Origin of the sequence: Streptomyces sp. NBC_01717 (assembly GCF_036248255.1) — a bacterium.
GTDB lineage: Bacteria > Actinomycetota > Actinomycetes > Streptomycetales > Streptomycetaceae > Streptomyces.
This window is the reverse complement of sequence record NZ_CP109178.1, coordinates 2,244,399-2,268,859: the sequence shown is the minus strand read 5'-3', so window position 1 is coordinate 2,268,859 and position 24,461 is coordinate 2,244,399. Positions and strand designations below refer to the sequence as shown.

General features: G+C 69.0%; 20 protein-coding genes and 1 pseudogene. 13 read left to right on the top strand and 8 right to left on the bottom strand.

All coding sequences use genetic code 11. From position 1 onward, the window contains the following. Positions 1 to 115: 115 nt before the first annotated feature. Positions 116 to 2,536, bottom strand: coding sequence for a GTPase-associated protein 1-related protein (locus tag OHB49_RS10380; protein WP_329166430.1), 2,421 nt, complete (start codon positions 2,534 to 2,536; stop codon positions 116 to 118). A 434-nt stretch (positions 2,537 to 2,970) separates the two neighbouring features. Between OHB49_RS10380 and OHB49_RS10375 the strand changes: the two genes are divergently transcribed. The 5 genes from OHB49_RS10375 to OHB49_RS10355 all read left to right on the top strand — a co-directional run bounded on the left by OHB49_RS10375 (position 2,971) and on the right by OHB49_RS10355 (position 10,055). Beyond that, on the top strand, positions 2,971 to 3,528 hold the full coding sequence (locus OHB49_RS10375; RefSeq protein WP_329159678.1) for a Uma2 family endonuclease: 558 nt from the start codon (positions 2,971 to 2,973) through the stop codon (positions 3,526 to 3,528). 225 nt (positions 3,529 to 3,753) lie between these two features. After that, entirely contained in the window at positions 3,754 to 4,215 is a 462-nt protein-coding gene (locus OHB49_RS10370; protein ID WP_329159676.1) for an SseB family protein, read from the top strand. After that, positions 4,212 to 4,856: a hypothetical protein gene (locus OHB49_RS10365; RefSeq protein ID WP_329159675.1), complete on the top strand. Its 645-nt coding sequence runs from the start codon at positions 4,212 to 4,214 to the stop codon at positions 4,854 to 4,856. Before OHB49_RS10370 ends, OHB49_RS10365 begins: the two co-directional genes overlap by 4 nt. Next, entirely contained in the window at positions 4,856 to 9,586 is a 4,731-nt protein-coding gene (locus OHB49_RS10360) for a putative T7SS-secreted protein (RefSeq protein WP_329159672.1), read from the top strand. The genes OHB49_RS10365 and OHB49_RS10360 overlap by 1 nt, the downstream gene beginning before the upstream one ends. 28 nt (positions 9,587 to 9,614) lie before the next feature. Further along, a complete protein-coding gene (locus OHB49_RS10355) occupies positions 9,615 to 10,055 on the top strand; it encodes a hypothetical protein (protein ID WP_329159670.1) in 441 nt (146 codons plus the stop codon). Positions 10,056 to 10,171: 116 nt separating this feature from the next. Here OHB49_RS10355 and OHB49_RS10350 read toward each other — a convergent pair. Beyond that, positions 10,172 to 10,378: pseudogene (locus tag OHB49_RS10350) on the bottom strand (transposase); the annotation flags it as partial. 119 nt (positions 10,379 to 10,497) lie between these two features. Here OHB49_RS10350 and OHB49_RS10345 point away from each other — a divergent pair. Next, a complete protein-coding gene (locus OHB49_RS10345) occupies positions 10,498 to 11,055 on the top strand; it encodes a hypothetical protein (RefSeq protein WP_329159669.1) in 558 nt (185 codons plus the stop codon). A 203-nt stretch (positions 11,056 to 11,258) separates the two neighbouring features. Here the strand turns inward: OHB49_RS10345 and OHB49_RS10340 are convergent, their stop codons facing one another. Next, positions 11,259 to 11,648, bottom strand: coding sequence for a VOC family protein (locus tag OHB49_RS10340; RefSeq protein WP_329159668.1), 390 nt, complete (start codon positions 11,646 to 11,648; stop codon positions 11,259 to 11,261). 235 nt (positions 11,649 to 11,883) lie between these two features. Here OHB49_RS10340 and OHB49_RS10335 point away from each other — a divergent pair, with 235 nt between their 5' ends. Then, positions 11,884 to 13,500, top strand: coding sequence for a PH domain-containing protein (locus tag OHB49_RS10335; protein ID WP_329159667.1), 1,617 nt, complete (start codon positions 11,884 to 11,886; stop codon positions 13,498 to 13,500). A gap of 273 nt (positions 13,501 to 13,773) precedes the next feature. Here OHB49_RS10335 and OHB49_RS10330 read toward each other — a convergent pair whose 3' ends face one another. Then, positions 13,774 to 14,769: an alpha/beta fold hydrolase gene (locus tag OHB49_RS10330; RefSeq protein WP_329159666.1), complete on the bottom strand. Its 996-nt coding sequence runs from the start codon at positions 14,767 to 14,769 to the stop codon at positions 13,774 to 13,776. Between the two features lie 144 nt (positions 14,770 to 14,913). On the opposite strand from OHB49_RS10330, the gene OHB49_RS10325 reads away from it, so the two are divergent. Then, the gene (locus OHB49_RS10325) at positions 14,914 to 15,546 is read left to right on the top strand and encodes a helix-turn-helix domain-containing protein (protein ID WP_329159664.1); all 633 of its coding nucleotides are present in this window, start codon (positions 14,914 to 14,916) and stop codon (positions 15,544 to 15,546) included. 120 nt (positions 15,547 to 15,666) lie between these two features. On the opposite strand, the gene OHB49_RS10320 is transcribed toward OHB49_RS10325, so the two are convergent. Beyond that, positions 15,667 to 16,416, bottom strand: coding sequence for a TioE family transcriptional regulator (locus OHB49_RS10320; RefSeq protein WP_329159662.1), 750 nt, complete (start codon positions 16,414 to 16,416; stop codon positions 15,667 to 15,669). Between the two features lie 58 nt (positions 16,417 to 16,474). Between OHB49_RS10320 and OHB49_RS10315 the strand changes: the two genes are divergently transcribed. Further along, positions 16,475 to 17,695, top strand: coding sequence for an erythromycin esterase family protein (locus OHB49_RS10315; protein WP_329159660.1), 1,221 nt, complete (start codon positions 16,475 to 16,477; stop codon positions 17,693 to 17,695). 135 nt (positions 17,696 to 17,830) lie between these two features. On the opposite strand, the gene gap is transcribed toward OHB49_RS10315, so the two are convergent. Both gap and OHB49_RS10305 read right to left on the bottom strand, forming a co-directional pair. Next, positions 17,831 to 18,829 (bottom strand): type I glyceraldehyde-3-phosphate dehydrogenase, encoded by a 999-nt coding sequence (gene gap / locus OHB49_RS10310; RefSeq protein ID WP_030974868.1) that lies wholly within the window; start codon positions 18,827 to 18,829, stop codon positions 17,831 to 17,833. A 101-nt stretch (positions 18,830 to 18,930) separates the two neighbouring features. Then, entirely contained in the window at positions 18,931 to 19,887 is a 957-nt protein-coding gene (locus tag OHB49_RS10305) for a GlxA family transcriptional regulator (RefSeq protein ID WP_329159657.1), read from the bottom strand. 144 nt (positions 19,888 to 20,031) lie between these two features. Here OHB49_RS10305 and OHB49_RS10300 point away from each other — a divergent pair, with 144 nt between their 5' ends. The 4 genes from OHB49_RS10300 (at position 20,032) to OHB49_RS10285 (ending at position 23,736) form a co-directional block, all read left to right on the top strand. Further along, positions 20,032 to 20,169 carry a hypothetical protein gene (locus tag OHB49_RS10300; protein WP_329159656.1) on the top strand — a complete coding sequence of 46 codons (138 nt, stop codon included), beginning with the start codon at positions 20,032 to 20,034 and terminating at the stop codon, positions 20,167 to 20,169. A 281-nt stretch (positions 20,170 to 20,450) separates the two neighbouring features. Beyond that, positions 20,451 to 21,479, top strand: a complete 1,029-nt coding sequence (tdh, locus tag OHB49_RS10295) for an L-threonine 3-dehydrogenase (protein ID WP_329159655.1) — start codon at positions 20,451 to 20,453, stop codon at positions 21,477 to 21,479. A gap of 38 nt (positions 21,480 to 21,517) precedes the next feature. Further along, entirely contained in the window at positions 21,518 to 22,711 is a 1,194-nt protein-coding gene (locus OHB49_RS10290) for a glycine C-acetyltransferase (RefSeq protein ID WP_030974884.1), read from the top strand. A gap of 110 nt (positions 22,712 to 22,821) precedes the next feature. After that, entirely contained in the window at positions 22,822 to 23,736 is a 915-nt protein-coding gene (locus OHB49_RS10285; protein ID WP_030974886.1) for a LysR family transcriptional regulator, read from the top strand. 159 nt (positions 23,737 to 23,895) lie between these two features. On the opposite strand, the gene OHB49_RS10280 is transcribed toward OHB49_RS10285, so the two are convergent. After that, positions 23,896 to 24,390, bottom strand: coding sequence for a PaaI family thioesterase (locus tag OHB49_RS10280; protein WP_030974888.1), 495 nt, complete (start codon positions 24,388 to 24,390; stop codon positions 23,896 to 23,898). Positions 24,391 to 24,461: the final 71 nt, after the last annotated feature.

Below are 24,461 nucleotides of genomic sequence, written 5' to 3'. Positions count from 1 at the left end.
GATCAGCTCTCGCAGAGATGGCGAACCGCCGACCACAGACCGTGACCGGACAGCTGAAGACGAGCGGGGCAGCCGACGTCGCGTGGTGTGATCCGCAGCGAGACCGGGACAGCCCTCAGCTCCGCCGCACCCGCGCCGCCAGTCGGCTTCCCAGTCGTCTGCCGAAGGTGCCCGGCCGACGGCGCCAGGTCCGGAACGCCTCCGCCGTGCGGCTGCTGCCCGTCCGTTCGGCGGCCTTCTCCACCGCCGCGATCTCGCTGCCGGACAAGTCGCGCACCACTGGACGCAGCACCTCCTCCAGCAGCGCGGCCCGGGTCTCACTCCAGGCCCGGCCCGCGTGCGGGTGGGAGGTCCAGACGGTGAAGCAGTCCGCCACGTAAGCCGGTTCGGACCGCAGCCGGGCCAGGACGGTGTCGTGGCGGGCGGCCCTGCCGTAGGCCGCGATCAGGTCAGGGTCGTCGCTGTGCACGAATGCGTACAGCTCCGCCTCAGGGCGCTCCGATGCGAGCAGGCGGTGGGCAAGGGTGCCGTAGGCGTGCTCCAACACGGTGGGTTCCACCGGCTCGGCGCGGGCGCGCAGAGCCTTTGCGCGGTCGGGCCAGCCGGGCGCCGACTCACCGGACCTGACGTCGCGGGCGAACTCCAGCAGCCGCAGCGCACCGCGGCCCCGCGCGTCGATCTCCTGAGGGAAACAGCGCAGCAGATCGTGGGCGAGTTCGGCGGCCTCCGCGTCGTCCGAAGGCGCGGAGAGTGCCGCGGCGACGAGGTGTGACCACGTACCGGCCGTCCGGTGGGAGTCGGAGCCGGACTCGCCGAGCAGGAGCCGTGCCTGGCCCGCCGTCGGGGTGGCATCGCCCCAGATCAGCCCGACGGCTGTACGCAGTACCAGCGGCTCGGCGAAGGGCGAGAACCCGGCGGCGCGCAGCACCGTGTGCAGCGCCATGATGCGGTCGGACCCCTGCTCCTTCGCGCGGGGCGCCTCGGCGCACATCCGCAGATGCGGCAGCGCCTGCGCGCCGGTGAAGGGGAGGGCGACGCGGGTGAGGAGTTCTTCGGCGGCTGAGGGGGCGGTCAGGGCGAGCTGGTCGAGTTCGCCGAGGAGCGCCGTGCGGACGTCGAACTGCTCGTCCAGGAGGTCGAGCAGTGCGGGGCCGCTGCCCGGCGCCGGAGCTGCGAGCAGAGTCCGGGCCATGTGCCGGGCCACCGAGGGAAGTTGGTCCGTCAGATCCATGTCGAGCAGCCGGGCGATCCGGAGCAACTGCACCTGGCGCCCGATGGTCTCCCCGACCGTGGATTCCGTCGTTTCCGAGGTGAGCTCGGCGAGCAGGTCCGGACCGAGCTCCTCGGCCAGCTCCTTGACGGCGGCGGGTTCGGCGAACGCCGACCGGGGCGGGAGCGCGAGCACGGCGTCGCTGCGCCGCACCGCCTCCGTCACCAGCAGTGCCGCGAGCGGTGCCGTGGCGGTGGCAGGGACACGTCCCTCGAGTGCCGCCAGCAGCCGGGCCACCGACGCGGACTCGGCGGCGGTACGGTCGTCGGCCGGTGCCGTGAGCGCGGTGGTCAGCCGGTGCACCTGCTGTTCGTCCAGCGCGTACGGCCTCTCGGCAGCCCAATCGGCGGCCGCGGCACGCCCGTCGGGGCCGAGCGCGATGCCCGCGTGCAGTGCGGTGAAGGCGAGTGGTCCGGCGGCGAAGGGTTCGCCGGGCAGCCCGGCAGCTGCCCGGAACAGTTCCGGTGCGCGGCCGCGCCAGATCCGGGCCACCGTCTCCGCCCAGGCATCGTCCACCGGACCCTCCGGGGCGCGGCCGGTGCACGCGTGCACACGGAAGCCCGGGCCGGTCAGCTCGTGTGCGTCGTCCGGCATTACGCCGATCACCTGGTGCGGGGAGTGTGCCGGGCGGCGGGTGTACGTGGTGAACGTCAGCCGCTGTGCGACCTCCGGCGGGAGCACGGCCCCGGCCAGCGCGATCCACCGGGCCACGTCCGCGCTCTGTCGCTCCACGAGGACGATCTGCGCCGACGACGGCTTCTCGCTCACCTTGCGCAGATCGGCGAAGACCGCCGCGAGCCAGGGGCTGCGGGAGACCGCGAAGTCGTTGAGCGTCTCCTGGCCGAAGGCGGCAGAGGCGGGGAGGGCCGATATGCGGTCCGGCGTACCGCCGTCGGGCGTGGTCGATGCCCAGCGCGGCGACCGCCACGCCGTGATCGGGAGGGCGTCCCCCGGCAGGCGCGTGCCGGCCGGAAGATGTACCGCATGCGCGTGGAAGTGACCGGCACCGGAACCCCCTACTGCCACGGTACGACTCAGCAGATGGCTGCCGTCGGAGAGCGCGCTGAAGCTGAACGTCTCGGGGAACGCACGGAGTTCAGCGGCGGTCGGATGGTACGGCGCCCCGGTCGGAGGCTCGTAACCGAGCAGCTGCTCCGCCTCGGTCAGCACCGGCGTGGGTATGCCGCCACCAACCGCCGTGAACCGTGCGCCGACCCCGTCTTCCCCCGCGGAGGCCGAGGTGTAGTGCAACTGCGCGAGGCTCATGCGTCGGCCCTCTTCGTCCTTGCCACGTACGTCCCCGTGCGTCAGCACGCCCCGCCCTCGTCGGCCATCCGTCATGGACCGGCCGTACGGGCGCGGCGACGACCCCGGCGGGGAACGGTCCGCAATCGCGGGAGCGACGCTATCAAGGTGCGGCGGTCCCGCAGGCACGCTCCCGAAACGTGATCTGGGCAACTGCCACGGAAGCATTCGGACCGACGGTTGTCGGGGGAGCCGGCGGCGCCACCGCCCGGTTCCGGCAGCGGGCACGGGCTGATCTGGTCGAGGCACCGGCCGGCCGATGGGCGGTGGGTGGACCGCGTACAACCGGGCAAGACGGTCCGCGCCGAGCTGGACCTGCTGTGCTGGTTGCGCTGACCGTTCCCACCGGCCGGTAATGCTTGTCGTGGCGATCGAAAATGGGGCACTCTGGGCACATGACCGCCGAGCCTGCCGACTACAGCCGAGGCATCGATCCCGAACGTGCTCTGAAGTATGCCGTCCAGTACATCCGGGGCGATCGCGCCCAGATTGTCGAAGGGATCATCGAGCCGGCGTCGCCCATCTGGGATCACGAGGCCACGGCCGAGGCGATCCGCGACCAGATCAAGCCGCGAGCTGGCGAATTGGGATGCGTCACCGGCTCGGGAAACCTGGACCTGCCCGGCTCGTCGAACTGGTACGTACCCGACATCGCCGTCGTACCGGCTGCGGACGCGAAGGGCGCCGGTGCGCTGCTGCCCGATCAGACGCTGCTCGTGGTCGAGGTCACCAGCGAGTCCAATGCGGAAACGGACCGGATCGTGAAGCGGAAACGGTATGCCGAGTACGGCGCGCCGCTGTACCTGCTGGTCGACCGGGTGGAACGAAGCGTCACCCTGTTTGCCGAGCCCGGGCGGCTGGGGTACACGCGGGTGGACGGACCGCACCCGTTCGGGACCGTCTTGCACCTTCCGGGGCCGTTCGATCTGGACCTGGACACGGGCGAGTTGTGAGAAAAGGGGGGGCTAGGGGTGGTGACCCGGGCACGCCACGGGCGTTAGCTCAGGCCTTGAGTATCGGGGCCGTTGGTACGGGTCCCGATCACCACGTGCCTGAGCTGGGCGAACCGAGTTCTCGGGACTGGGTACCGCCGAGGGGGCACCGTCACAGCCACCGCATTCGGTCAGCGCGTCACCTCGCATTGCAGCTGTAAATTGGGCTGTGTGATGATCTCCCCCATGACCATGGGTGGGGATGGACTGCCGGGGCAGCAACGACGGCTTCGTCTGGCCGACTTGGCGGGCCCGGCGCCGGTTGCGGGGGTAGCGGACGAGACGTCAGGCGTTGACGCTCGCAGAGAGTTCGCGGTGCTGCTGAGCGAGTTCCGGCGTACGTCGGTGTTGGTTCCGCTCGATGCCTCCGGGAGTCTGTGGTCGGCCGACCACAACGGCGTGCGGTGGATCTGCGCGTTCTCCGACGAGCAAGCGCTGGCCGGATTTGCCCGCGCACAGGGCGACGCCGATCGGGAGTGGACGTACCGGACGATTTTGGGCGCGCGACTGCTGGACGTGATGGTGCCGCTGCTGCCGGGCCCGGCCGGGGTGGCACTGGACGCGGGCGGTACGGACGGGATGCTGTTCCCGCCCGTGGCCGGGATTGTGCCGGACGCGGTCGCGGTGAATCTCGAGGAGCCGGCATGAGCGGGGATCGGCCGGATCTGGAGGTACCGCCGGAGGCGCTCGCGCTGATTGCGCAGGGGATCGACAAAGCACACGGGGAACTGAAGGACCTCGGCATGATCGGCGAGGCATCGATGGGGCGAGGCTTCTCCGATCTGGCGCTGTCGGGACTGGAGTTGGGGCACGAGGGTCTGACCGCCGGGTTCCAGACATTCTGCGAGCGCTGGGAGTGGGGCGTACGCGCCCTGATGATCCGGGGGAACGGGTTCGCGTCGGCAGTGGGCCTGTCGGCCGGGGCGGTCCATGAGCAGGAGCAGTACATCAAGGACACGTTCAAGATCGCGGTCAACGGGGTGAACGGCAATCCGCATCTGACCGAGGACGAGGTCAAGCAGAAGAACTGGGACGAGATCAGTACGCAGTCCCCGTACGACGGCGCCGACTGGAGCCGGGAGTCGTTTTCGAAGGCGCAGGACGACGTCGAGCAGACGTGGCGGGACACGGGGTACGACGTGCAGGACGGCTTGCTCGATTCGATGCGCAACTCCGGAGTCATCTCACCGGAGGTGCGTGAGGCCATCGACGGGCAGTCCCGCGAGACGTTCGCCCCGTCCGAAGAGGCGGTCCAGCAGGCCCAGCAGCCGAATTGGGGGGATCGCTGATGCCGGACTGGGGCGGACTGGTCGAGAAGGGGCTCGGCAAGCTGGAGGACGGCTGGGAGGCCGGGAAGGAAAAGGTCGGCGAGGGAGTCGACTGGGCGACGGACAAGGTCGGTGACGGCCTTGAACACGTGCACCAGGACGCGATGGCGGACGTCATCGAGGACTGGGGCGACCGTACGGCCTCGTCGCTGGGTGCGGAGGTCGGTGAGCAGCAGCTCGGCCGGAGCGAGCAGGCCAACGAGCTGATTCACGGCAACGTGGGCAAGATCAACGCGAGTGTGAAGAATCTGCGGGACTTCAAAGCAGCGTTCGATCTGGTCGGCCGGGGCATGAAGGGGCTGGACTCCAGTCACTGGAAGGGCGCGGCGGCCGACGCGTTCCGGGAGAAGTTCACGACACTCCCCACCGACTGGATGCGGGCCGCGGACGCCTTCGACGACGCGGCCAGGGCTCTGGAGGCGTATGCCACGACTGTGACCTGGGCGCAGGACAAGGCGCAGGAGGCGATCGCCCTCTACAAGCAGGGCAATGCGACCTCGAAGTCGGCGGCCACCGCGTACAACAAGGCGGTCGACGCCTACAAGGACGCATACGACAGCAAGGACCCGCTTCCTGAGCCGGGTGCGTTCGTGGACCCGGGCACGGCCCAGCGGGATCGCGCGCAGGAGATCCTGGCGGATGCCCGCAGCCAGCGCGACGAGGCGGCCGGCACGGCGCAGAAGGCTGTCTCGGCGGCCCTCGCCCATGCACCGGCGGAGCCCTCCGCGACTGACCGGGCCAAGTTCGACCTGGCGGACTACGGCACCGGCCAGGGCGTGGAGCTCATGCACTTCGGCGGCGGCATCGTGAAGGGCACCGTCGGCATCACGAACTTCGTCCGCTCGATCTACCCGCTCGACCCGTACAACATCTCCCACCCGGCCGAGTACTACAAGAGCGTCAACATGACCCTCGCCGGGCTGGCCTCCACCGCGGCCCACCCCGACCGCGCTCTCAAGGGCGCGTGGGAGTCCGCCAAGGGGGATCCCAGCGAGTTCCTCGGCCGATTGGTACCCGAACTCCTCACCACCAAGGGCGCCGGAGGGTTCAAGTCGTTCCTCCGTGCCGGGATGAAGGACAGCGCCGAGGCGGGCGCGCGGAGGGCGGCGCGGCGCGGGGTCGACCGCGAGCCAGAGGCCTCCGCGAGACGCCCCGGGGACAAGACATGCAAGATCGACCCGATCGACGTCGCCACTGGCCGGATGGTGCTGCCGCAGACAGATATCGCGCTGCCCGGTTCGCTGCCGCTGGTCTTCCAGCGCTCCTTCGAGTCCTCCTACCGTGCGGGCCGCTGGTTCGGCACGGCGTGGGCGAGCACGATCGATCAGCGCCTGGAGATCGATTCCCAAGGTGTGATCTTCGTCCGGGAGGACGGCAGCCTGCTGGCCTATCCCCATCCCGCCCCGGGCGTCCCCGTCATGCCCGTACACGGACAGCGCTGGCCGCTTGACCGCACTTCCGACGGCGACTACACGGTCACCGACCCTGACACCGGCCGGGTCTGGCACTTCACCGGCCACCGGGAAGACCAGGCTTCACTGGTCCAGATCGACGATCGCAACGGACAGTGGATCACCTTCGAGTACGACAACGAAGGCACGCCGACCTCGATCGTGCACCACGGCGGCTATCACCTGAAGTTCAGCACTCACCAGGGCCGAATATCCGCCCTTCACCTGGCAGGAGGAGCCCCGGACGGCAGTGATCAGGAGATCCTCCGCTACGGCTACACCGACGGTCACCTCACCGAGGTCACCAACTCCTCGGGCCGGCCGCTGCGCTTCGGCTGCGACGAACACGGTCGCATCACGTCCTGGACCGACACCAACGGAAGCCGCTTCGATTACGTCTATGACGAGGAGGACCGTTGTATCTCCCAGTCCGGCGCCAACGGTCATCTGAACTCGCGCCTCACTTATGACGACCCTGCCCCGGATACCGGTCTGCGCATCACCGCACTCACCGATTCACTGGGCCACACCAGCCGCTATGTGATCAACGAACGTGCCCAGGTCGTCGGCGAGATCGACGCGACCGGTGCTGTCACCCGCTTCGAGTACGACCGCTACAACCGACTGCTCTCCCACACCGGCCCGCTCGGGCATGAGAGCCGCTTCGAGTACGACGAATCGGGCCGATCGACTGCGGTGGTCCGCGCGGACGGCCGCCGATCCACCGCTGAGTACAACGAACTCGGCCTCCCTCTGAAGGTAACCGGCACGGATGGTCTCGTCGTGCGCCAGACATACGACGCACAGGGCAATCGCACCTCGGTCACCGATGGATCACGCGCCACCACCCGCTTCACGTACGACGACGCCGGACACCTGACTTCGGTGACAGACGCCCTCGGGCACACCACACATGTGCGCAACGATCCGGCGGGGCTGCCTGTCGAGATCACCGATGCGCTCGGTGCGACAACCCGCTGCGAACGCGATGCTTTCGGACGCCCGGTCGTTCTCGTCGATGCCCTCGGGGCGATCAGCCGTCGTCAGTGGACGGTGGAGGGCCAACTCACGCGGCGTATCGAACGTGACGGAAGCGAGCAGACCTGGGTCTATGACGGTGAGGGAAACTGCTTGTCCCACACCGACGCAATGGGTGCGGTCAGTCGCTTCGAATACACCGACTTCGACCTGCTGGTGGCCCGCACCGAGCCGGACGGAGCGCGTTACGAATTCGACCACGACAGCAATCTCCAGCTGACACAAGTCACCAACCCTCAGGGGGCGGTCTGGAGTTATGTCTACGACGCGGCCGGGCGCCTCACCGCCGAGACCGACTTCGACGGACGGACGCTTTCCTACACCCACGATCGCGCGGGCCGACTCACTACCCGTTCCAACGGCGCCGGCGAGACCATCCGCTACGAGCGCAACGAACTCGGACAGCTCCTCAGTAAGGACGCGGACGGCTCGGTCACCACCTTCGAGTACGACATCTTCGACCAGCTCGCCGTAGCCACCAGTGCGGACGCGTCACTGAACTGGCTGCGCGACCGGCACGGACGACTCAGGTCGGAGACCGTGAACGGGCGCACGCTCACCTACACCCACGACACGTTGGGGCGGCGTGTCTCCCGTACGACTCCCTCCGGTGCGGCGAGCACCTGGATGTACGACGCGGTTGGCCGACGCAGCAGTCTCACGACGTCAGGTCGAATCCTGACGTTTGCCCACGATGCCGTGGGCCAGGAGACTGCTCGTCGCATCGGCGAGACGATCGTCCTCACGCACGAGTTCGACACGGTCGGCCGTCTCGCCGGCCAGCAGGTATCGGCCGGAGGCCACAGCCTGCAGCATCGCACCTACGCATACCGTGCGGATGGCAACCTCGTCGGTATCCACGATCAGATCTCTGGCAATCGCCGCTTCGAACTGGACGCGGCAGGACGAGTCACCGCCGTTTCCGGAGCGAACTGGACGGAGACCTACGCCTACGACGAAGCGGGTAACCAGATCCAGGCTTCGTGGCCCGTCTCGCATCCGGGCCAGGAAGCGACAGGGGAACGCTCATACACAGGCACACGCGTCACCAGCGCCGGGCGCGTCCGATACGAACACGACGCCCAGGGCCGCATGGTGCTACGCCAGAAGACCAGGCTGTCCCGCACGCCTGACACCTGGCGCTACACCTGGGATTGCGAAGACCGGCTCACCTCTGTCACCACGCCTGACGGCACCCGCTGGCGCTACGTCTACGACCCTCTCGGTCGCCGTACAGCCAAACGGCGACTGGCTGCCGACGGCGATTCCGTGGTGGAGCAGGTCTCCTTCGTCTGGGATGGGACCAATCTGTGCGAGCAGATCACCGAAGCAGAAGCGCTGCCCAACCAGGTCGCCCTCACTTGGGACCACGACGGCTTCCGTCCGTTGGCCCAGACCGAACGCATCCTGTCGACGGACTCCCCGCAGGGCACCGTCGATGAACGCTTCTTCGCCATTGTCACGGACCTCATCGGCACCCCGACCGAACTCATCGACGAGTCAGGCGCCCTCGCGTGGCACACCCGCAGCACGCTATGGGGCACAACAACGTGGTCCACGGCCAGCACGGCGTATACCCCACTCCGCTTCCCCGGCCAGCACTTCGACCCTGAGACGGGCCTTCACTACAACTACTTCCGCTACTACGACCCGGAATCGGCGCGCTACCTCGCCCCGGACCCGCTCGGCCTCATGCCTTCCCCCAATCCGGTGGGCTACGTTGATAACCCGAATACTTGGGCCGACCCTTTGGGGCTGGCTCCGGATGGCTGCCCACCGAAGGGTGAGGCAAGCAACCCTTTCAAGCACCGGAGCGAGGCCGAGCGTGCAGCATTTGAGGCTGCAGGGGTTCCGGATGGAACGATTCCCGATGCTGAATGGATCGTGACAGGGAATGTTGTCAACGCCCACATGCCTGGATTCTTCTATTCTGACAACCCGACGCACTGGGGTCGATTCCGTCAATTCGAAACCGACGGCGGATCGCGCGTCGTGGTGGAGCATACCTTCGACAGGCAAGGAGCACATTTCCACGCCGGGATGCCGAAGCAAGGCGCCAACCGTGCAGGTGTAAACTTCGGATGGGATAATTCTCCTGGTGAATTCTATCGATACACCAACACATTCGAAAAGTATCAGAAGATAAATAAATCCGGCGGCGATCACCACTTCTTCTACGAGGAAGGTTGGGGGACATGGTGAGCAAGCAGATCAGAGAGGCACCGTTCGCATGAATCCTGACGACAATGAGATTCGCGCTGCTTTGGAGAAGCAAGGAATGCTGGTCATTGAGGGTGAAATTCCAGCAACTGCACCTCCCCCCTTGTCTGCCATCCTCGCGGTGACCGGGTTCTACGTCCAAGCGACAGTTTCAATTCCTCAGTCGGACTCGGATGTTGAGGACCAAGTAGATCGACACTGGCACGAACAGGCAAACAGGATCCGTCTCTATGGCGATGACGGGAAGCTCCTCCTTCGACTCTCGGACCCAAGTAGTGAAGCCCGAGGGTGGATTCAAGTAAAGGATCTCGTCAATGAAAGACTCCCCTCTCGGGTGGCGATGGCCACCGGATATCGTGAATTCATTGCGGTGTCGTTGGACGGAAAAGAACTCTGCGCAGTATCGATCGAAGACGAAGAGGACTGGATCGTTACACACCATTTTTCGTGACATGTGCGACCCGACCGGACGATTGGCTCTTCGTCGCCCGCCGAAAGAATGTCGACAGCACGTCCGGATCATCGGGGCAAGAAAGGGACTCGGGGCGCTCGACGAGGGGTTGCCATGCGAATCAGGTGTGACCACACGCCCTCGACCGGATTGAGCTCGGGTGCGTACGACGGCAGCTGGTAGACAATCAGCCCCGACCGGGCGGCGATCAGCCGGTGCATGGTGCGTCTGACGTGCGTGTTCAAGTTGTCCCACACCAGGACGACGGGACCGCCGCCGAGCTGCTGGTGTGTGTCGTCCAGCAGGCGGGCGTAGTCGGTCTCATGTGCCCGGATGACGACTGCTGAGGGTGGGTATGGATTCGCCGGTGTACCTCAGAGCATTCCGCTGTGGCGATGGCCGGGCTCACGCGTTGTGAGGTCCGCGGGTAAGGGGGAAGCGCGTGAAGATCACACATGTGGTTGGCCGGATCCTGGCGGTCTTGGTCCTGGCTTTGGGGGCGACAGCGTTGAGCCAGGGGTCGTCTCTCGCGGCGCCTGTTGCTCCGCTCGCGCTTCTTGCCGGGGCACCAACCGCGCCGGATGGGGCTCAGGCTGCTCCGTACCATGAAACCTACAACGCCTTGAATGGGTCATTGGGGACCCACATCTCGTATGCGGAATCGCTGCGTTACGCCAATTCTGTGGGCTATGGCGTGGCTGTGTTCTACGACGGGCTCGGGTACAACAACAGGACCGGCGACACGCTGGTCATCATCATGCCGAGGGACTGCACCGCCTCCACCGGCGACAAGGACTTGCGTCTTGCGGAGATGCCTGGAGATTGGAACGACAGGGTCAGTTCGGTGACCACGCAGATGGGCAACGGCACGCACTGCGATGTGTGGTTCTCGTCCGACATCAATTTTGAGGGCGAGTGCGGCAACCGGTGGATTCACATGCAGGCGGACCTACGCAATGACGGCTGCCAGAACCGGGCCAGCTCGTTCGAGCTGAGCTGAGCTGCCATACGTATGACCCCCTCGAACTGTTCGCGCAGGCGCTGCGGGACGGGGCCGCACCGGCCTATCGGCGAGAACGGCTCTACAGTTCCCACTCGCCATCGCTCAGTTCACGTCGCGTCACCGCGGCGTTCCACCAGCTCCGCGTTCCCCTCGGGTCCGATACAGACCGCACTGATCACGACTCCGGACAGGCCCTGGTCCTACGGTGCCAGGGTGCGCAGGACGTCGAACTCGTTGCCCTCGGGGTCTGCCATGACCACCCAGTTTCCGTCTGAGCCCTGACCCACATCCGTCTTGGTGGCGCCGAGGCCGAGCAATCGGGTCACCTCGTCCTCGGTGCTGCCGTCGATCGGGCTGACGTCGAGGTGAAGTCGGTTCTTCACGGTCTTACCCTCGGGCACCTGGATGAACAGCAGGGTGGGCGGCATCTGGCGGGCCCGGACATCCTCGACGGTCGGCACCCAGGAGCCGATCTCGACCTTGCCCTCGCTCCGTTCGATCACCTTGAAGTCCAGGACCGCGCACCAGAAGGCCGCGAGCATCTCCGGATCGTGGCAGTCAACGACCAACTCGGTGAACCTACTTGTCATGACTCTCCCAGATAGTGCGGACGGGGCTCAGGGTATGCCGCATGTCCGTCAGATCCGAGATCCTTTTGACTGACAACGGCCAACACAAGTGCATCGGTTCTGGTGACCGTGTCCGCGTCAGGAGTTCAGCGTTGTCCGGGTATGGGGGCCTTGCCGTGGACTGTCCGACGGGATCGTCACTCTGTCCCCGCTGCGCCTGGTCGATGTGGAGGTGCACCTCACGGGAGAGGATGAGTTGCTCGCTCGCCATCTCAACGGCGGTCCCGGCACGCGGGAGGGCATCGAAGCGTACTTCCGCCACACGAGCGCCGGCACGGGCGGCTCCACCATGCCGGTGGACGAGATGTCCGACGAAGAGCTCCGCACCGAACCGGCCGGCCGGTGGCAGACTGCGCGTATGGCCGATGACCCGCACCTGAACTACCGTTCCGACGCCGGAGGAGTGTGGTCGCTCGTCGGACTCGGGAGCGCTGCTCCCGTGGTGCACGCCGACGCGGACGGAGTGCGTTACCGGACACCGCTGCGGCGCCACACCATACCGTGGCAGGACGTGGCGGCCGTGCGCGTCCACCGGACGTTCGTCCGCTCCCGGTACCAGGAGTACCGGCGGGTCAGCCTGTTGCTGCGCGATGGGCGCTTCCGCAAACTGCCCCAGCCCTGCAGCTACGAGACCACGGACCCGGAATTCGACGCCAAGGTGGAGGCGCTGCGGGCGCTGCAGCGCCGCCACGGGACCCCCGAAGAGCCGGAGCACCTGCACGTCATCACCGCCCGCACCGGGGGGCACAGCGTGTTCGGACCGATCGCCTGGTGCGCTCCGCTACTCATCGTGGCGATGGTGATCGCCCTCTGGGCGGTGCCCCGTTCCCTCGCGGACGAACGCGCGTGGCGGGCGGCCGTCCCGTGCACCGCCGCGACGCCCGTCGCAGATCGCGGTGAGTGCCTGGCCACGCTCCCGGGGGTGGTTCTGCGCACCGATGTCCACGAGCGCAGCAAGTACAACTCGCTCTATCTCTCGGCCGGTCGGGGGCCCGAACGGATACGCGTGTCCCACGAGACGGCCGGGGCGTTCGCCCCGGGCGACCCGATCGAGGTGACCTTCTGGCGCGGCAGGCCGAGAGCAGTCGTCGGCGCGCACGGGGCGTGGCACGAATACCGGGCTCCGGCAGGGCAGTTGCTGGCTCTCGCGGTGGCGTTCGCGCTCGCCGCCTGCTACCCCGCCGCCCGTGCCGTACAGCGGGTACGTGGACGCCGGCTGCCGGACGACGAGGTCCTCCCCTCGGCCCTCCCCTTCGCGGGCGTCCTGCTCATGACCGCCCTGTGGCTGCTGCCGCTCTGCGTCCTGCACCCCACGGACCCGCTCGGCTCGCCCGCGACGATCACGTGGGCGGTGTCGGGCACGGCGGTGACGGTGGGGCTCCTCGTCCTGGCCTTCCGCGCCAGCCGCGTCCGGCTTCCCGGAGTCGCGGGGCCCACGGACGGGACGGACGACGCCGGTTGGGAGGAGGTCTTCCTGCCCGCCCGCTTCCTGGAGCACACGGAGTACAACCCGTACGACTTCGGGACCCATGTCGTGCTGGGCGGAGGCGAGGTGCTCGCGGTGTCGCCGCACTCCGGCCCCGGACGGTTCGGGGTGCGCAGAGTGCCTGTGGAGCGGCTGACCCTCCACCGTGTGCGGCGGGCCAGGGGCGCCGACGGCGACGGGGTACCCCGCGACTGGCACATCGCCGAGTTCGACGACGCGGGCATGCCCGTGCGCCTCTCCGCCGCCCCGGACGATCTGGCCCGTGTCCTGCGCGCCCTGGAGCACGCCGCGGCGGCCCCCGCGGACACAGGGGTACCCGCGCCCTGAGCTTGGCGTCTTACGTCGCTGTGCTTAGTGTTCCTTGATCGACTCAGCTCGCAGCCAGGGTGCCTGAATCGGCGTTCCTTGCGTGGCGGCCGCGGCTCGATCCGCTCCCCGCCAATCGGGCAAGCGCCGTTGCGCAGCCGTCCGATGGGCGGGAGTAGATGAGGGTCACGTGCTCAACTCCTCGTAATGGGCTGCTCAGTTCGCCAGCGCCCGTACCCGTCAGCGAGCCGTGCAGACGCATGCGGGCTACGCCGCCGCCTCGGAGGGGGCGGGTCATGCGGTGGGGCGCAGGGAATCGAGCCAGCCGATCAGGAGGCGGTTGACCTCGTCGGGGCGTTCCTGCTGGAGCCAGTGGCCGCAGCCGTCGAGGATGTGCGAGTCGGCCAGGCCGGGGAGTGTTGCCGGGTAGGCGTTGATCGCGTCGGCCATCCAGGTCGTGGAGGCGTCCAGGCCGCCGCCGATGAACAGGGAGGGCTGCTTGACGGGGGCGCCGCTGTACGGGGCGAGGTCCTCCCAGTCGCGGTCCATGTTGCGGTAGCGGTTGAGCGCCCCGGTCATGCCGGTGCGCTCGAATTCCCCGGCGTACACGTCGAGGTCGCCCTCGGTCAGCCAGGAGGGCAGCCGGCCGCCGGGGAAGCGGTCGCACAGCTGTCCGCCGGTGCGGTTCACGAAGTGCGGGTCGGACTCGGCCTGCGTCGGCATGGTGTCGCCGGACAGGGCCGCGTAGAAGCCCGCGAGCCAGCCCCGGACGTCGGGCTCGATCTCGGCCTCGGCACGGCCGGGCTCCTGGAAGTACGAGACGTAGAACTCCTGGTCGCCGCCCATCTGCGCGAAGACGTCGGTGGGGCGGGGCCCGCCGGGCGGGGCGTAAGGGACGCTCAGCAACCCGACGGCACGGAAGACCTCGGAGTGGAGCAGGGCGGAGGTCGCCGCGATGTTCGAGCCCCAGTCGTGGCCGATGATCACCGCTGTCTCCTCGCCCAGGGCGCGCACGAGCGCGACGTTGTCCTCCACCAGGGCGAGCATCCGGTACGCGTCCGTCGCGGCCGGCTTGGAGGAGCGGCCGTAGCCGCGCACGTCGAGAGCGACGGCCCGGTACCCCGCCGCGGCGAGTACCGGAAGCTGCCGGCGCCAGGAGTACCAGGACTCGGGGAAGCCATGGACGAGCACGACCAGCGGCCCGGTCCCCTGCTCGACCAGGTGCAGCCGCCCGGCGGGTGCCTCGATGGTGCGGTGGCGCAGGTCAGCGGAGGGCGTGGGCTGCTGCATGGCTTCTCCTCGGGTTCACGGGCGGCCGCGGTTACGCACCGATCATGCGGTGCGGCAGCCGAGAGACGCGACTCTCCTTGCCATTCGGGCAAACTTGCAGGACAGGGCCGTGGACGCGGCCCGGCTGGAAAGAGCAGGGCGACGATGACGGACGACGGCACAGCCGACACGCTGGCGACCCTGGGCCCCCGGCTGCGGGCCCTGCGCGAGCGGCACGGTGCCACGCTCACCGACGTCAGCCGTGCGACCGGCATCTCGCTGAGCACGCTGTCGCGGATTGAGACCGGCCGGCGCAAGCCGACCCTGGAGGCACTGCTGCATCTGGCGAAGGCGTACGGCGTCTCGCTGGACGAACTGGCCGGCACCGCATCCGCCACGTCGGCCGGAGCGCGTACCTCCGCGCCGCGGCGTCCGGGGGAGGACAAGGCGGTCTTGCCGCTGACCCGGTACGTCGGTGGACTGCACGCCCACAAGCACGTCCTGCCCGCCACCGGCGAACAGCCCATGCGGCCGCGGCAGGAGTCCCACGAAGGGTACGAATGGCTGTGCGTGCTGTACGGACGGCTATGGCTGGCCCTCGGCGAACGCGACCTCGTCCTCACCGCCGGGGAAGTCGCCGAGTTCGACACCCGCACCCCTCACGGAATCGCGAACGCCGGACCTGACGGACCGGTCGAATACCTGATCATGTTCGGGCCCCAAGGCGAACGCCTGCGACCGCACACCGACGCCAACGCCATCGCACCAGGCCAACCGGAACCGGGTGCGAGCAGGTGAGGTAGCGGATCGGACCGTTGTTAAGAGTTGATGGTGAGCGCGGGGTCGTCGCCGAGGCCCACGTATCGGCATCACCGGTGGTGACTCCTGATTCTCTTCGGCCGGCAGGCGGCCGAAGTCTCATCCGCGCTCGCGCAGGTACGCCTCCAGCTCTGCGGCCCCGGTCAGCATCGCTCGCCCGCGGGCGAACAGCCGGCCGTGCCAGTCGCGCAGTGCGGCCTCCAGCGGCTCCAGGCCGCCGGCCGCCCGCACCTGGGCGATCAGCGGGGCGATCTGGTCCAGCAAGTAGCCGCCCCGCCTGAGTTGGTGGGCCAGCCGGGCGTCCCGTACGTCGGCCTCGTCGTAGACGCGGTACCCGGTCCGCGGGTCGCGGTGCGGGCGCATCAGCCCGGCGCGCTCCCATTTGCGCAGCGTCGCGGGCCGGATTCCGAGCTTGTCCGCCAGCGGCCCGATGAACGTGCCGCCGGGCCCGGACACCGCGGCCGGCTCGGACCCCACACCGGGCTCGGGCGCCGTGGTGGGCTCCAGGTCGCGGAGGGCGCCCTCCACGGCCTGGAGGGTCTGCCGGTCGTCGAGGAGCTGGGCGTGGCTCTCGTCGATGAGGCGGAACGCCCCGTCGACCGCGCCCTGGTTCACGGCCCGCATGATCGACGTCGCTGTCCGGTGGCCGTGGCCGGGCACGAGGGCAAGGAACGCGCGCAGGGCCCCCGCGTGCAGCGAGGTGTAGGTGCGGTAGCCGTGGGGTGTGCGACCGGCGGCCGGAAGGATGCCGGCCTCCTCGTAGTTCCTGATCGCCTGCGTGGACAGACCGTGCCCGCGCGCCAGATCAACCGGCCTGAGCCGATCGCCGCTTTGAAGGTTTCTCCCCATGCGACTGACGATATCGCGGGAAAGTTTCAACCGAAGGTTCAACGATACCGTTGAAGGCATGGCTACCGACATCAAGGACACCGCCCATGCCGTCGAGGCTGCCGCCGTCATGAGGCTGCTCCCGGGCCGGCCTCGGCTGCTCGCCCTGGGCGAGCCCACCCACGGCGAGGACGCTCTGCTCGACCTGCGTAACGAGCTCTTCCGGCAGCTTGTCGAGCAGGAGGGCTACCGGACGATCGCGATCGAGAGCGACTGCATGACGGGCCTGGTCGTGGACGACTACGTCACCTCGGGCACGGGCACTCTCGACGAGGTCATGGAGCAGGGGATCAGCCACGGCTGGGGCACCTTCGCGGCCAACCGCGAGCTGTTGCGCTGGATGCGCGCCTACAACGTCCGCGCCGACAACGACGGCAGGCCCGCGTCCGAGCGGCTCCGCTTCGCCGGTTTCGACGGCCCGCTGGAGATCACCCACGCCGCGAGCCCCCGTCAGGCCCTCACCGCACTCCACAACTACCTCGCGGCCCGGGTGGACGCGGACCTGCTCCCCTGCACCGCGGACACACTCGACCGCCTGCTCGGCACCGAAGAGCGGTGGACCGATCCTGCCGCGATGATGGACCCGCCCCGGTCCACGGGGCAGTCGGCCGAGGCCGGCCAACTGCGGCTGCTCGCCGACGATCTGGTGGCGCTGCTCGACGCGCAGACGCCCCACCTGATCACGGAGACCCCGCGGGACGACTGGGACCGGGCGCGACTGTACGGGCGCACCGCCCTCGGTCTGCTGCGCTACCACTACTGGATGGCCGACACCTCACCGGCCCGCATGACCCGGCTGGTTGGTGTGCGGGACCAGATGATGGCCCACAACCTCCTCGCCGTCGCCGCTCGGGGCCCGGCACTCGTCCACGCCCACAACTCCCATCTCCAGCGGGAGAAGAGCACGATGCGGATGGGCGGGATGCCGCTGGAGTGGTGGAGCGCCGGTGCGCTGGTGAGCGCCCAACTCGGCGAGGAGTACGCCTTCGTGGCCACGACCCTCGGCACGATCCGGCACCAGGGAGTGGACACGCCGCCGCCGGACACCGTCGAAGGACTCCTGTACACGCTCCCGGAGGACCGCTGCGTCATCGACGCCCCGCGGCTGGCCACCGCCCTCGGCGACACGCGGCCCGCGCCCCGCGTGTCCCCCTGGTTCGGCTACGCCCCGTTCGACCCGGCCCACCTGGCGGACAGCGACGGCATCGTGTTCGTCAAGGACGTCCTCCGGAGCCCGTAGTTCCTGCCCATCGCCGACGGGAGCCGGCCCCCGGGGCGGGGCGGGGCGGCGCTGCGCAGGTCCGTGTGCGGAGCGCGTCCTGACCCGGTCGGGTACCGACGCGCTCCTGGCCCGCAGCGGCCGGACAGGCTCCGGTCAGCGGGTGGCGAGGAGCTCGAGTGTGTCGATCACACGGTTCGAGAAGCCCCACTCGTTGTCGTACCAGGCGACCACCTTCACGTGCCGGCCGTCGACCCGGGTGAGGTCCGAGTCGAAGATCGAAGAAGCCGGATTGCCCGTGATGTCGGAGGACACGAGCGGGAAGTCCGAGTACTCGAGGATGCCGGCGAGCGGTCCATCCGCCGCGGCGCGGTACGCCGCCAGTACGTCGTCGCGCGTCACGTCGCGGGCGACCGTCGTGTTGAGCTCGACGATCGAGCCCACCGGAACCGGCACCCGGATCGAGTCGCCCGACAGCTTGCCTTCCAGGTTCGGCAGGACCAGACCGATCGCCTTGGCGGCGCCCGTCGTGGTCGGCACGATGTTGACGGCGGCAGCTCGGGCGCGACGGGCGTCGCGGTGCGGACCGTCCTGAAGGTTCTGCTCCTGCGTGTAGGCGTGCACCGTGGTCATGAAGCCGTGCTCGATCCCGGCGAGTTCGTCGAGTACCGCCGCCAGCGGTGCAAGCGCGTTGGTCGTGCACGAAGCGTTGGAGACGATCGTGTGCACGGTCGGGTCGTACACGTCGGTGTTGACCCCGAATGCCAGCGTGACATCGGCACCGTCCGACGGAGCACTGACCAGCACCTTCTTCGCGCCCGCATCGAGGTGGGCGCGGGCGGCCTTGGCCGACGTGAAGCGGCCGGTCGCTTCGAGGACGACGTCGACACCGAGTTCGGCCCACGGCAGCTGCGCCGGTTCACGCTCCGCGAGCACCTTGATGCGACGGCCGTCGACAACGAGGGCGTCCCCGTCGGCGGTCACCGGGCGACCGAGCCGGCCGGCCGTCGTGTCGTATGCGAGCAGTCGTGCGAGGGTGGCGGGCTCCGTGAGGTCGTTGACGGCGACGACCTCGAGGGTGCTGTCACGTTCGAGCAACGCGCGCAGCACGTTGCGTCCGATGCGGCCGAATCCGTTGATGGCGATGCGAGTCATAAGTGCTGTCCCTTCGGTTCGCCACCAGGCTCGCTCGCGGCACCCGCCCGTGACAGTGGCGGGATCGCCACCGTTCAAAAGGATCGCGCCAGGCGGCGGGGCTACTCGCCTCGGGCGAAGGTGCGCCGGTACTCGCTCGGCGTGGTGCCGAGGATGCGCTGGAAGTGCAGCCGCAGATTCGCACCGGTGCCGAGACCGACGTCGGCGGCGATCTGCTCGACGCTGCGCTGCGAACGCTCGAGCAGCTCGCGGGCCATGTCGACGCGGGCTCGCATGACCCACTGCATCGGGGTGTACCCGGTCTCCTCCACGAAGCGCCGCGAGAACGTACGCGGCGAGACCGCTGCCTGCCGCGCCAGTACCTCGAGAGTGAGAGGCTCATCGAGCCGGTGCAGCGCCCACTCGCGGGTGTCGGCGAACCGCTCACCGAGCGGCTCGGGCACGCTGCGCGGCACATACTGCGCCTGACCGCCGCTGCGGTAGGGGGCTGCGACCAGTCGCCGCGCCGCGTGGTTCGATGCGGCCACCCCGAGGTCGCCGCGCAGAATGTGCAGGCACAGGTCGATGCCCGAGGCGGCGCCGGCCGACGTCAGCACGCTGCCCTCGTCGACGAACAGAACGTTCTCGTCGACCTGAACGAGCGGATGCTTCGCCGCCAGCGCCCGTGAGTAGTGCCAGTGCGTCGTGGCACGCTTGCCGTCGAGCAGGCCCGTGGCGGCGAGCGCGAAGGCGCCCGTCGAGATGGCGGCGAGCCGCGCGCCCCGGTCGTGGGCAGCGATCAGCGCGTCGACGACGGCCTGCGGCGGATCGTCACGGTCCGGGAACCGGTAACCGGGGATGAAGACGATGTCGGCCCACGCAAGTGCGTCGAGGCCATGGGCGACGTGGTACGAAAGGCCGTCGCCGCCGGTCACGAGACCAGGTGCCGCGCCGCACAACCGCACCTCGTACGGCATGCTCGCGCGCGTCGTGAACACCTGCGCGGGGATCCCGACATCGAGCGGCTTCGCACCCTCGAGCACAAGAACGGCGACGCGACGCAGGCGGGAGGCTGACACGGAGACAGGGTACGCAGGGGTGCGGGCCCGCTCACGGTCAGCGCGTCGGCGGCTTCGTCCCCTGCCCGGTGGACGCCCGCGAGAGCGCGGTACGGCCGCCGGGGAGCCGGACGACAAGCGCGCGCCGGCTCGTGCCGATCCGGAGTGAACCCGGCGCAGCCGAACCGGATCACCTGGCACGCGTCCACCGGATGGACCAAGCCGTACCCGCGGGACGACCGGGTCCTCTCACCCGATGAGGTGCCGGGCCGCGACACCCCGCCGCAGGAGATCGGCGACTGATCGTCCGCTCGGTCCAGGGGGCCGGTCGCCCGTTCCGGAGGGCGGCCGGCCCTCCCGTCCGGTGCGGCATGAAGCGGAGCTGCGGCTGCGCTTAAGAAAACCTCGATGGACCTGGGGCGCGGGGTACGGCAGATTTCTCCGTGACGGCAGAGGATGGTGCGCGGCAGCCGATCACCGCGCGCTGCCATGTCGTCCCTCCTTCTTCCCCGGGCCGCAGGCTGCCTCAGGCATGCCCCCGGCCCGGGGCAATCACCACGTACCACGTACAGGGAGCCGCAGCCGTGAAGGCACTCGTGAAGCACAAGGCCGAGCCCGGGCTCTGGCTGATGGACGTTCCCGAGCCGGAGATCGGCCCCTCGGACGTGCTGATCAAGGTGCTCCGTACCGGTATCTGCGGGACCGACCTGCACATCCGCAACTACGACGGCTGGGCCCAGCAGGCCGTGAAGACGCCGCTCGTCCTCGGCCACGAGTTCGTCGGCGAGGTCGCCGCGATGGGCGCCGACGTCGTCGACATCACCGTCGGCGACCTGGTCAGCGGCGAAGGCCACCTGGTCTGCGGAAAGTGCCGCAACTGTCTGGCCGGACGCCGCCACCTGTGCCGCTCCACCCTGGGACTCGGCGTGGGCCGCGACGGGGCATTCGCCGAGTACGTCGCGCTGCCCGCCTCCAACGTGTGGGTGCACCGGGTCCCCGTCGACCTCGACATCGCCGCGATCTTCGACCCGTTCGGCAACGCCGTGCACACCGCGCTGTCGTTCCCGCTGGTCGGCGAGGACGTCCTGATCACCGGCGCCGGTCCCATCGGCATCATGGCCGCTGCCGTCGCCAAGCACGCGGGTGCCCGCAACGTCGTGATCACCGACGTCAGTGAGGCCCGGCTCGACCTGGCCCGGAAGGTCGGCGTCAGCCTCGCCCTCAACGTCGGCGAGCAGACGATCGCCGACGGTCAGCAGAAGCTCGGCCTGCGCGAGGGCTTCGACATCGGCCTGGAGATGTCCGGCCGCCCCGAGGCCATGCGCGACATGATCGCGAACATGACGCACGGCGGACGGATCGCCATGCTCGGACTGCCGTCCGAGGAGTTCGCCGTCGACTGGTCGCGCATCGTCACCTCGATGATCACGATCAAGGGGATCTACGGGCGCGAGATGTACGAGACCTGGTACGCCATGTCCGTACTGCTGGAGGGCGGCCTCGACCTCCACCCGGTGATCACCGGACGGTACGGCTACCGCGACTTCGAGGCGGCCTTCGACGACGCGGCGAGCGGACGCGGCGGCAAGGTCATCCTCGACTGGACCTCCTGACCACCCGTATCCAGCTATCGAGCCGGGAGACACCCCTCATGTTCGACTCCGTACGCGACGACATGCGCACCACCCTCGACGAGATCAAGGCCGCCGGACTCCACAAGCCCGAGCGCGTGATCGGCACCCCGCAGTCCGCGACCGTCGCCGTCACCGCGGGTGGCCGCCCCGGTGAGGTGCTCAACTTCTGCGCCAACAACTACCTGGGCCTCGCCGACCACCCCGACGTGATCGCCGCCGCCCACGAGGCGCTGGACCGCTGGGGCTACGGGATGGCCTCGGTCCGCTTCATCTGCGGCACCCAGGAGGTTCACAAGGAGCTGGAGCAGCGGCTCTCGTCGTTCCTCGGCCAGGAGGACACGATCCTCTACTCCTCCTGCTTCGATGCCAACGGCGGTGTCTTCGAGACCGTCCTCGGCCCGGAGGACGCGGTCATCTCCGACGCCCTCAACCACGCCTCCATCATCGACGGCATCCGCCTCTCCAAGGCCAAGCGGTTCCGCTACGCCAACCGCGACATGGACGACCTGGAGAAGCAGCTCAAGGAGGCGTCCGGCGCCCGGCGCCGGCTCATCGTCACCGACGGCGTGTTCTCCATGGACGGCTACGTCGCCCCGCTGCGCGAGATCTGCGACCTGGCCGACCGGTACGACGCCATGGTCATGGTCGACGACTCGCACGCCGTCGGCTTCGTCGGCCCCGGCGGCCGCGGCACTCCCGAGCTGCACGACGTCATGGACCGTGTCGACATCATCACCGGCACCCTCGGCAAGGCGCTCGGCGGTGCGTCCGGCGGCTACGTCGCGGCCCGCGCCGAGATCGTCGCGCTGCTGCGCCAGCGGTCCCGCCCGTACCTCTTCTCCAACTCGCTCGCCCCGGTCATCGCGGCGGCCTCGCTGAAGGTCATCGACCTGCTGGAGTCCGCCGGTGACCTGCGCGAGCGGCTCAACGCCAACACCGCGCTCTTCCGTACCCGGATGACCGAGGAAGGCTTCGACATCCTGCCCGGCGACCACGCCATCGCCCCCGTCATGATCGGGGACGCGGCGAAGGCAGGCCGGATGGCGGAGCTGCTCCTGGAGCGCGGTGTGTACGTGATCGGGTTCTCGTACCCGGTGGTCCCGCAGGGCGCGGCACGCATCCGCGTGCAGCTGTCCGCCGCGCACTCCACGGACGATGTGAACCGTGCGGTGGACGCGTTCGTCGACGCGCGGGCCGCGCTGAGCGAGTAGGTCCCCGCCGGAGGCCCGGGACCGTACGGTCCCGGGCCTCCGGCGATCCCGGGCTTCCCCGCCCCGTCCCAGGGCCGGGACATCCCACGGGACCTGGGACAATGGATCGCATGATCGATGCACGGCGGCTGCGTATTCTCCGTGCGGTGGCCGACCACCGCACCGTGACCGCGGCAGCCGCCGCGCTGTATCTGACCCCTTCCGCCGTCTCCCAGCAACTCGCCGCGCTGGAACAGGAGACCGGCCACCGGCTGGTCGACCGCAGCGCCCGGGGCGTCCGGCTCACCGCCGCCGGCGAGATCCTGCTGACCCACACCAACGCGGTCCTCGCCCAACTGGAACGGGCGGAGGCCGAGCTAGCCGCGTACAGCGCGGGGGACGCCGGTACGGTCACGGTCGCCGCGTTCGCCACGGGCATCGGCCTGGTGCTCGCCCCCGCGATCGCCGAGCTGACGCTGACCGCCCCCGGCATCCGGGTCCGGGTCCAGGACGCGGAGGGCGACGCGAGCGTGCCGATGGTGCTCGACCGGCAGGTGGATGTGGCGGTCGCCGTCGAATACCGGGGCGCGCCCGACGAGGACGACCGGCGGCTGACCCGGGTACCGCTGTACTCGGAGCCGTTCGACGCGGTGCTGCCGGTGGGCCACCGGCTGGCCGGCCAGGACCAGGTGACGATCGCGGACCTGGAGAAGGACCCGTGGATCGGTCAGTATCCCGGCAACCCGTGCCACGACGTGGTGGTCCTGGCCTGCGAGTTCGCCGGCTTCCAGCCGAGACTCGAGCACTCCTCGGACGACTTCCGGGCGGTGGTGGCGCTGGCCGGGGCGGGGGCCGGAGTGGCACTGGTGCCGAGGTGGGCGCTGCGCGGCATGGACCTGGCGGGCGTGGTGGTGCGGCCGGTGGAGGGCAGCGCACCGACCCGACGGGTGTTCGCAGCGGTACGGCACGGGGCGGAGGGCCACCCACTGATCAGACCGGTGCTCGACGCTTTGCGGGGCGCGGCAGTGCGGTTGCCTGCGGGCTGAGCGCGCGTGCGCCCGCGACGGGCTCTGCCGTCGATCGCCCGGCGGGCTTGCATCGCGTCGTCTGCGCAATCGGCCCCGGCTTGTCGGCCCGCCACCTCGCGGGCTTCATGAAGGTCTTAGCCCCGTCACATAGGGCTCGGCCCAAGGCCTTCGAAGCCCTCAGGACGACGGCAGCGGAAACAGCATGCACGTACTGGTGGCGTGAGCGAGCAGGCGGTCCTTCTCGTCGAGGAGCCGGGCTTCGGCGAGGGCGGTGCGGCGGCCGCTGCTGGTGACCGTGCCGACGGCGCGGATCCTGCCGGTGTCGACGGTGACGGGGCGCAGGAACTTCACGGTCAGGTCGAGCGACGTGTACCCCATGCCCGACGGCAGGGTGGACTGGACCGCGCAACCGGCGGCCGAGTCGAGCAGTGTGGCGTAGACCCCGCCGTGCACGCTGCCGATGGGGTTGTAGTGCTCCTCGCCCGGGACCAGCGAGAACACCACACGCCCGTGCTCGGCTTCGTCGAGAGTGATGTCCAGGGTGGCGGCGATCGGAGGGCCGGGCAGCCGTCCGGTGGCGATCTCGCGCAGGAACTCCAGACCCGTGGTCTGTCCGACGGCGGCCGCCGAGACCGCCGGATCTTCCCATTCGTATGTACGTGACCGTCCCATGCGGCTGATCCTCCTCATCTGGCTTTGTTCGATGAAGCTAGCTGTCGGTGCAGCTGACTGTCAATATCGAA

Coding starts and splice junctions, on each gene's coding strand:
- OHB49_RS10380 (WP_329166430.1), bottom strand. CDS start 2,536: ATGAGCCTCGCGCAGTTGCACTACACCTCGGCCTCCGCGGGGGAAGAC.
- OHB49_RS10375 (WP_329159678.1), top strand. CDS start 2,971: ATGACCGCCGAGCCTGCCGACTACAGCCGAGGCATCGATCCCGAACGT.
- OHB49_RS10370 (WP_329159676.1), top strand. CDS start 3,754: ATGACCATGGGTGGGGATGGACTGCCGGGGCAGCAACGACGGCTTCGT.
- OHB49_RS10365 (WP_329159675.1), top strand. CDS start 4,212: ATGAGCGGGGATCGGCCGGATCTGGAGGTACCGCCGGAGGCGCTCGCG.
- OHB49_RS10360 (WP_329159672.1), top strand. CDS start 4,856: ATGCCGGACTGGGGCGGACTGGTCGAGAAGGGGCTCGGCAAGCTGGAG.
- OHB49_RS10355 (WP_329159670.1), top strand. CDS start 9,615: ATGAATCCTGACGACAATGAGATTCGCGCTGCTTTGGAGAAGCAAGGA.
- OHB49_RS10340 (WP_329159668.1), bottom strand. CDS start 11,648: ATGACAAGTAGGTTCACCGAGTTGGTCGTTGACTGCCACGATCCGGAG.
- OHB49_RS10330 (WP_329159666.1), bottom strand. CDS start 14,769: ATGCAGCAGCCCACGCCCTCCGCTGACCTGCGCCACCGCACCATCGAG.
- OHB49_RS10325 (WP_329159664.1), top strand. CDS start 14,914: ATGACGGACGACGGCACAGCCGACACGCTGGCGACCCTGGGCCCCCGG.
- OHB49_RS10320 (WP_329159662.1), bottom strand. CDS start 16,416: ATGGGGAGAAACCTTCAAAGCGGCGATCGGCTCAGGCCGGTTGATCTG.
- OHB49_RS10315 (WP_329159660.1), top strand. CDS start 16,475: ATGGCTACCGACATCAAGGACACCGCCCATGCCGTCGAGGCTGCCGCC.
- gap (WP_030974868.1), bottom strand. CDS start 18,829: ATGACTCGCATCGCCATCAACGGATTCGGCCGCATCGGACGCAACGTG.
- OHB49_RS10290 (WP_030974884.1), top strand. CDS start 21,518: ATGTTCGACTCCGTACGCGACGACATGCGCACCACCCTCGACGAGATC.
- OHB49_RS10285 (WP_030974886.1), top strand. CDS start 22,822: ATGATCGATGCACGGCGGCTGCGTATTCTCCGTGCGGTGGCCGACCAC.
- OHB49_RS10280 (WP_030974888.1), bottom strand. CDS start 24,390: ATGGGACGGTCACGTACATACGAATGGGAAGATCCGGCGGTCTCGGCG.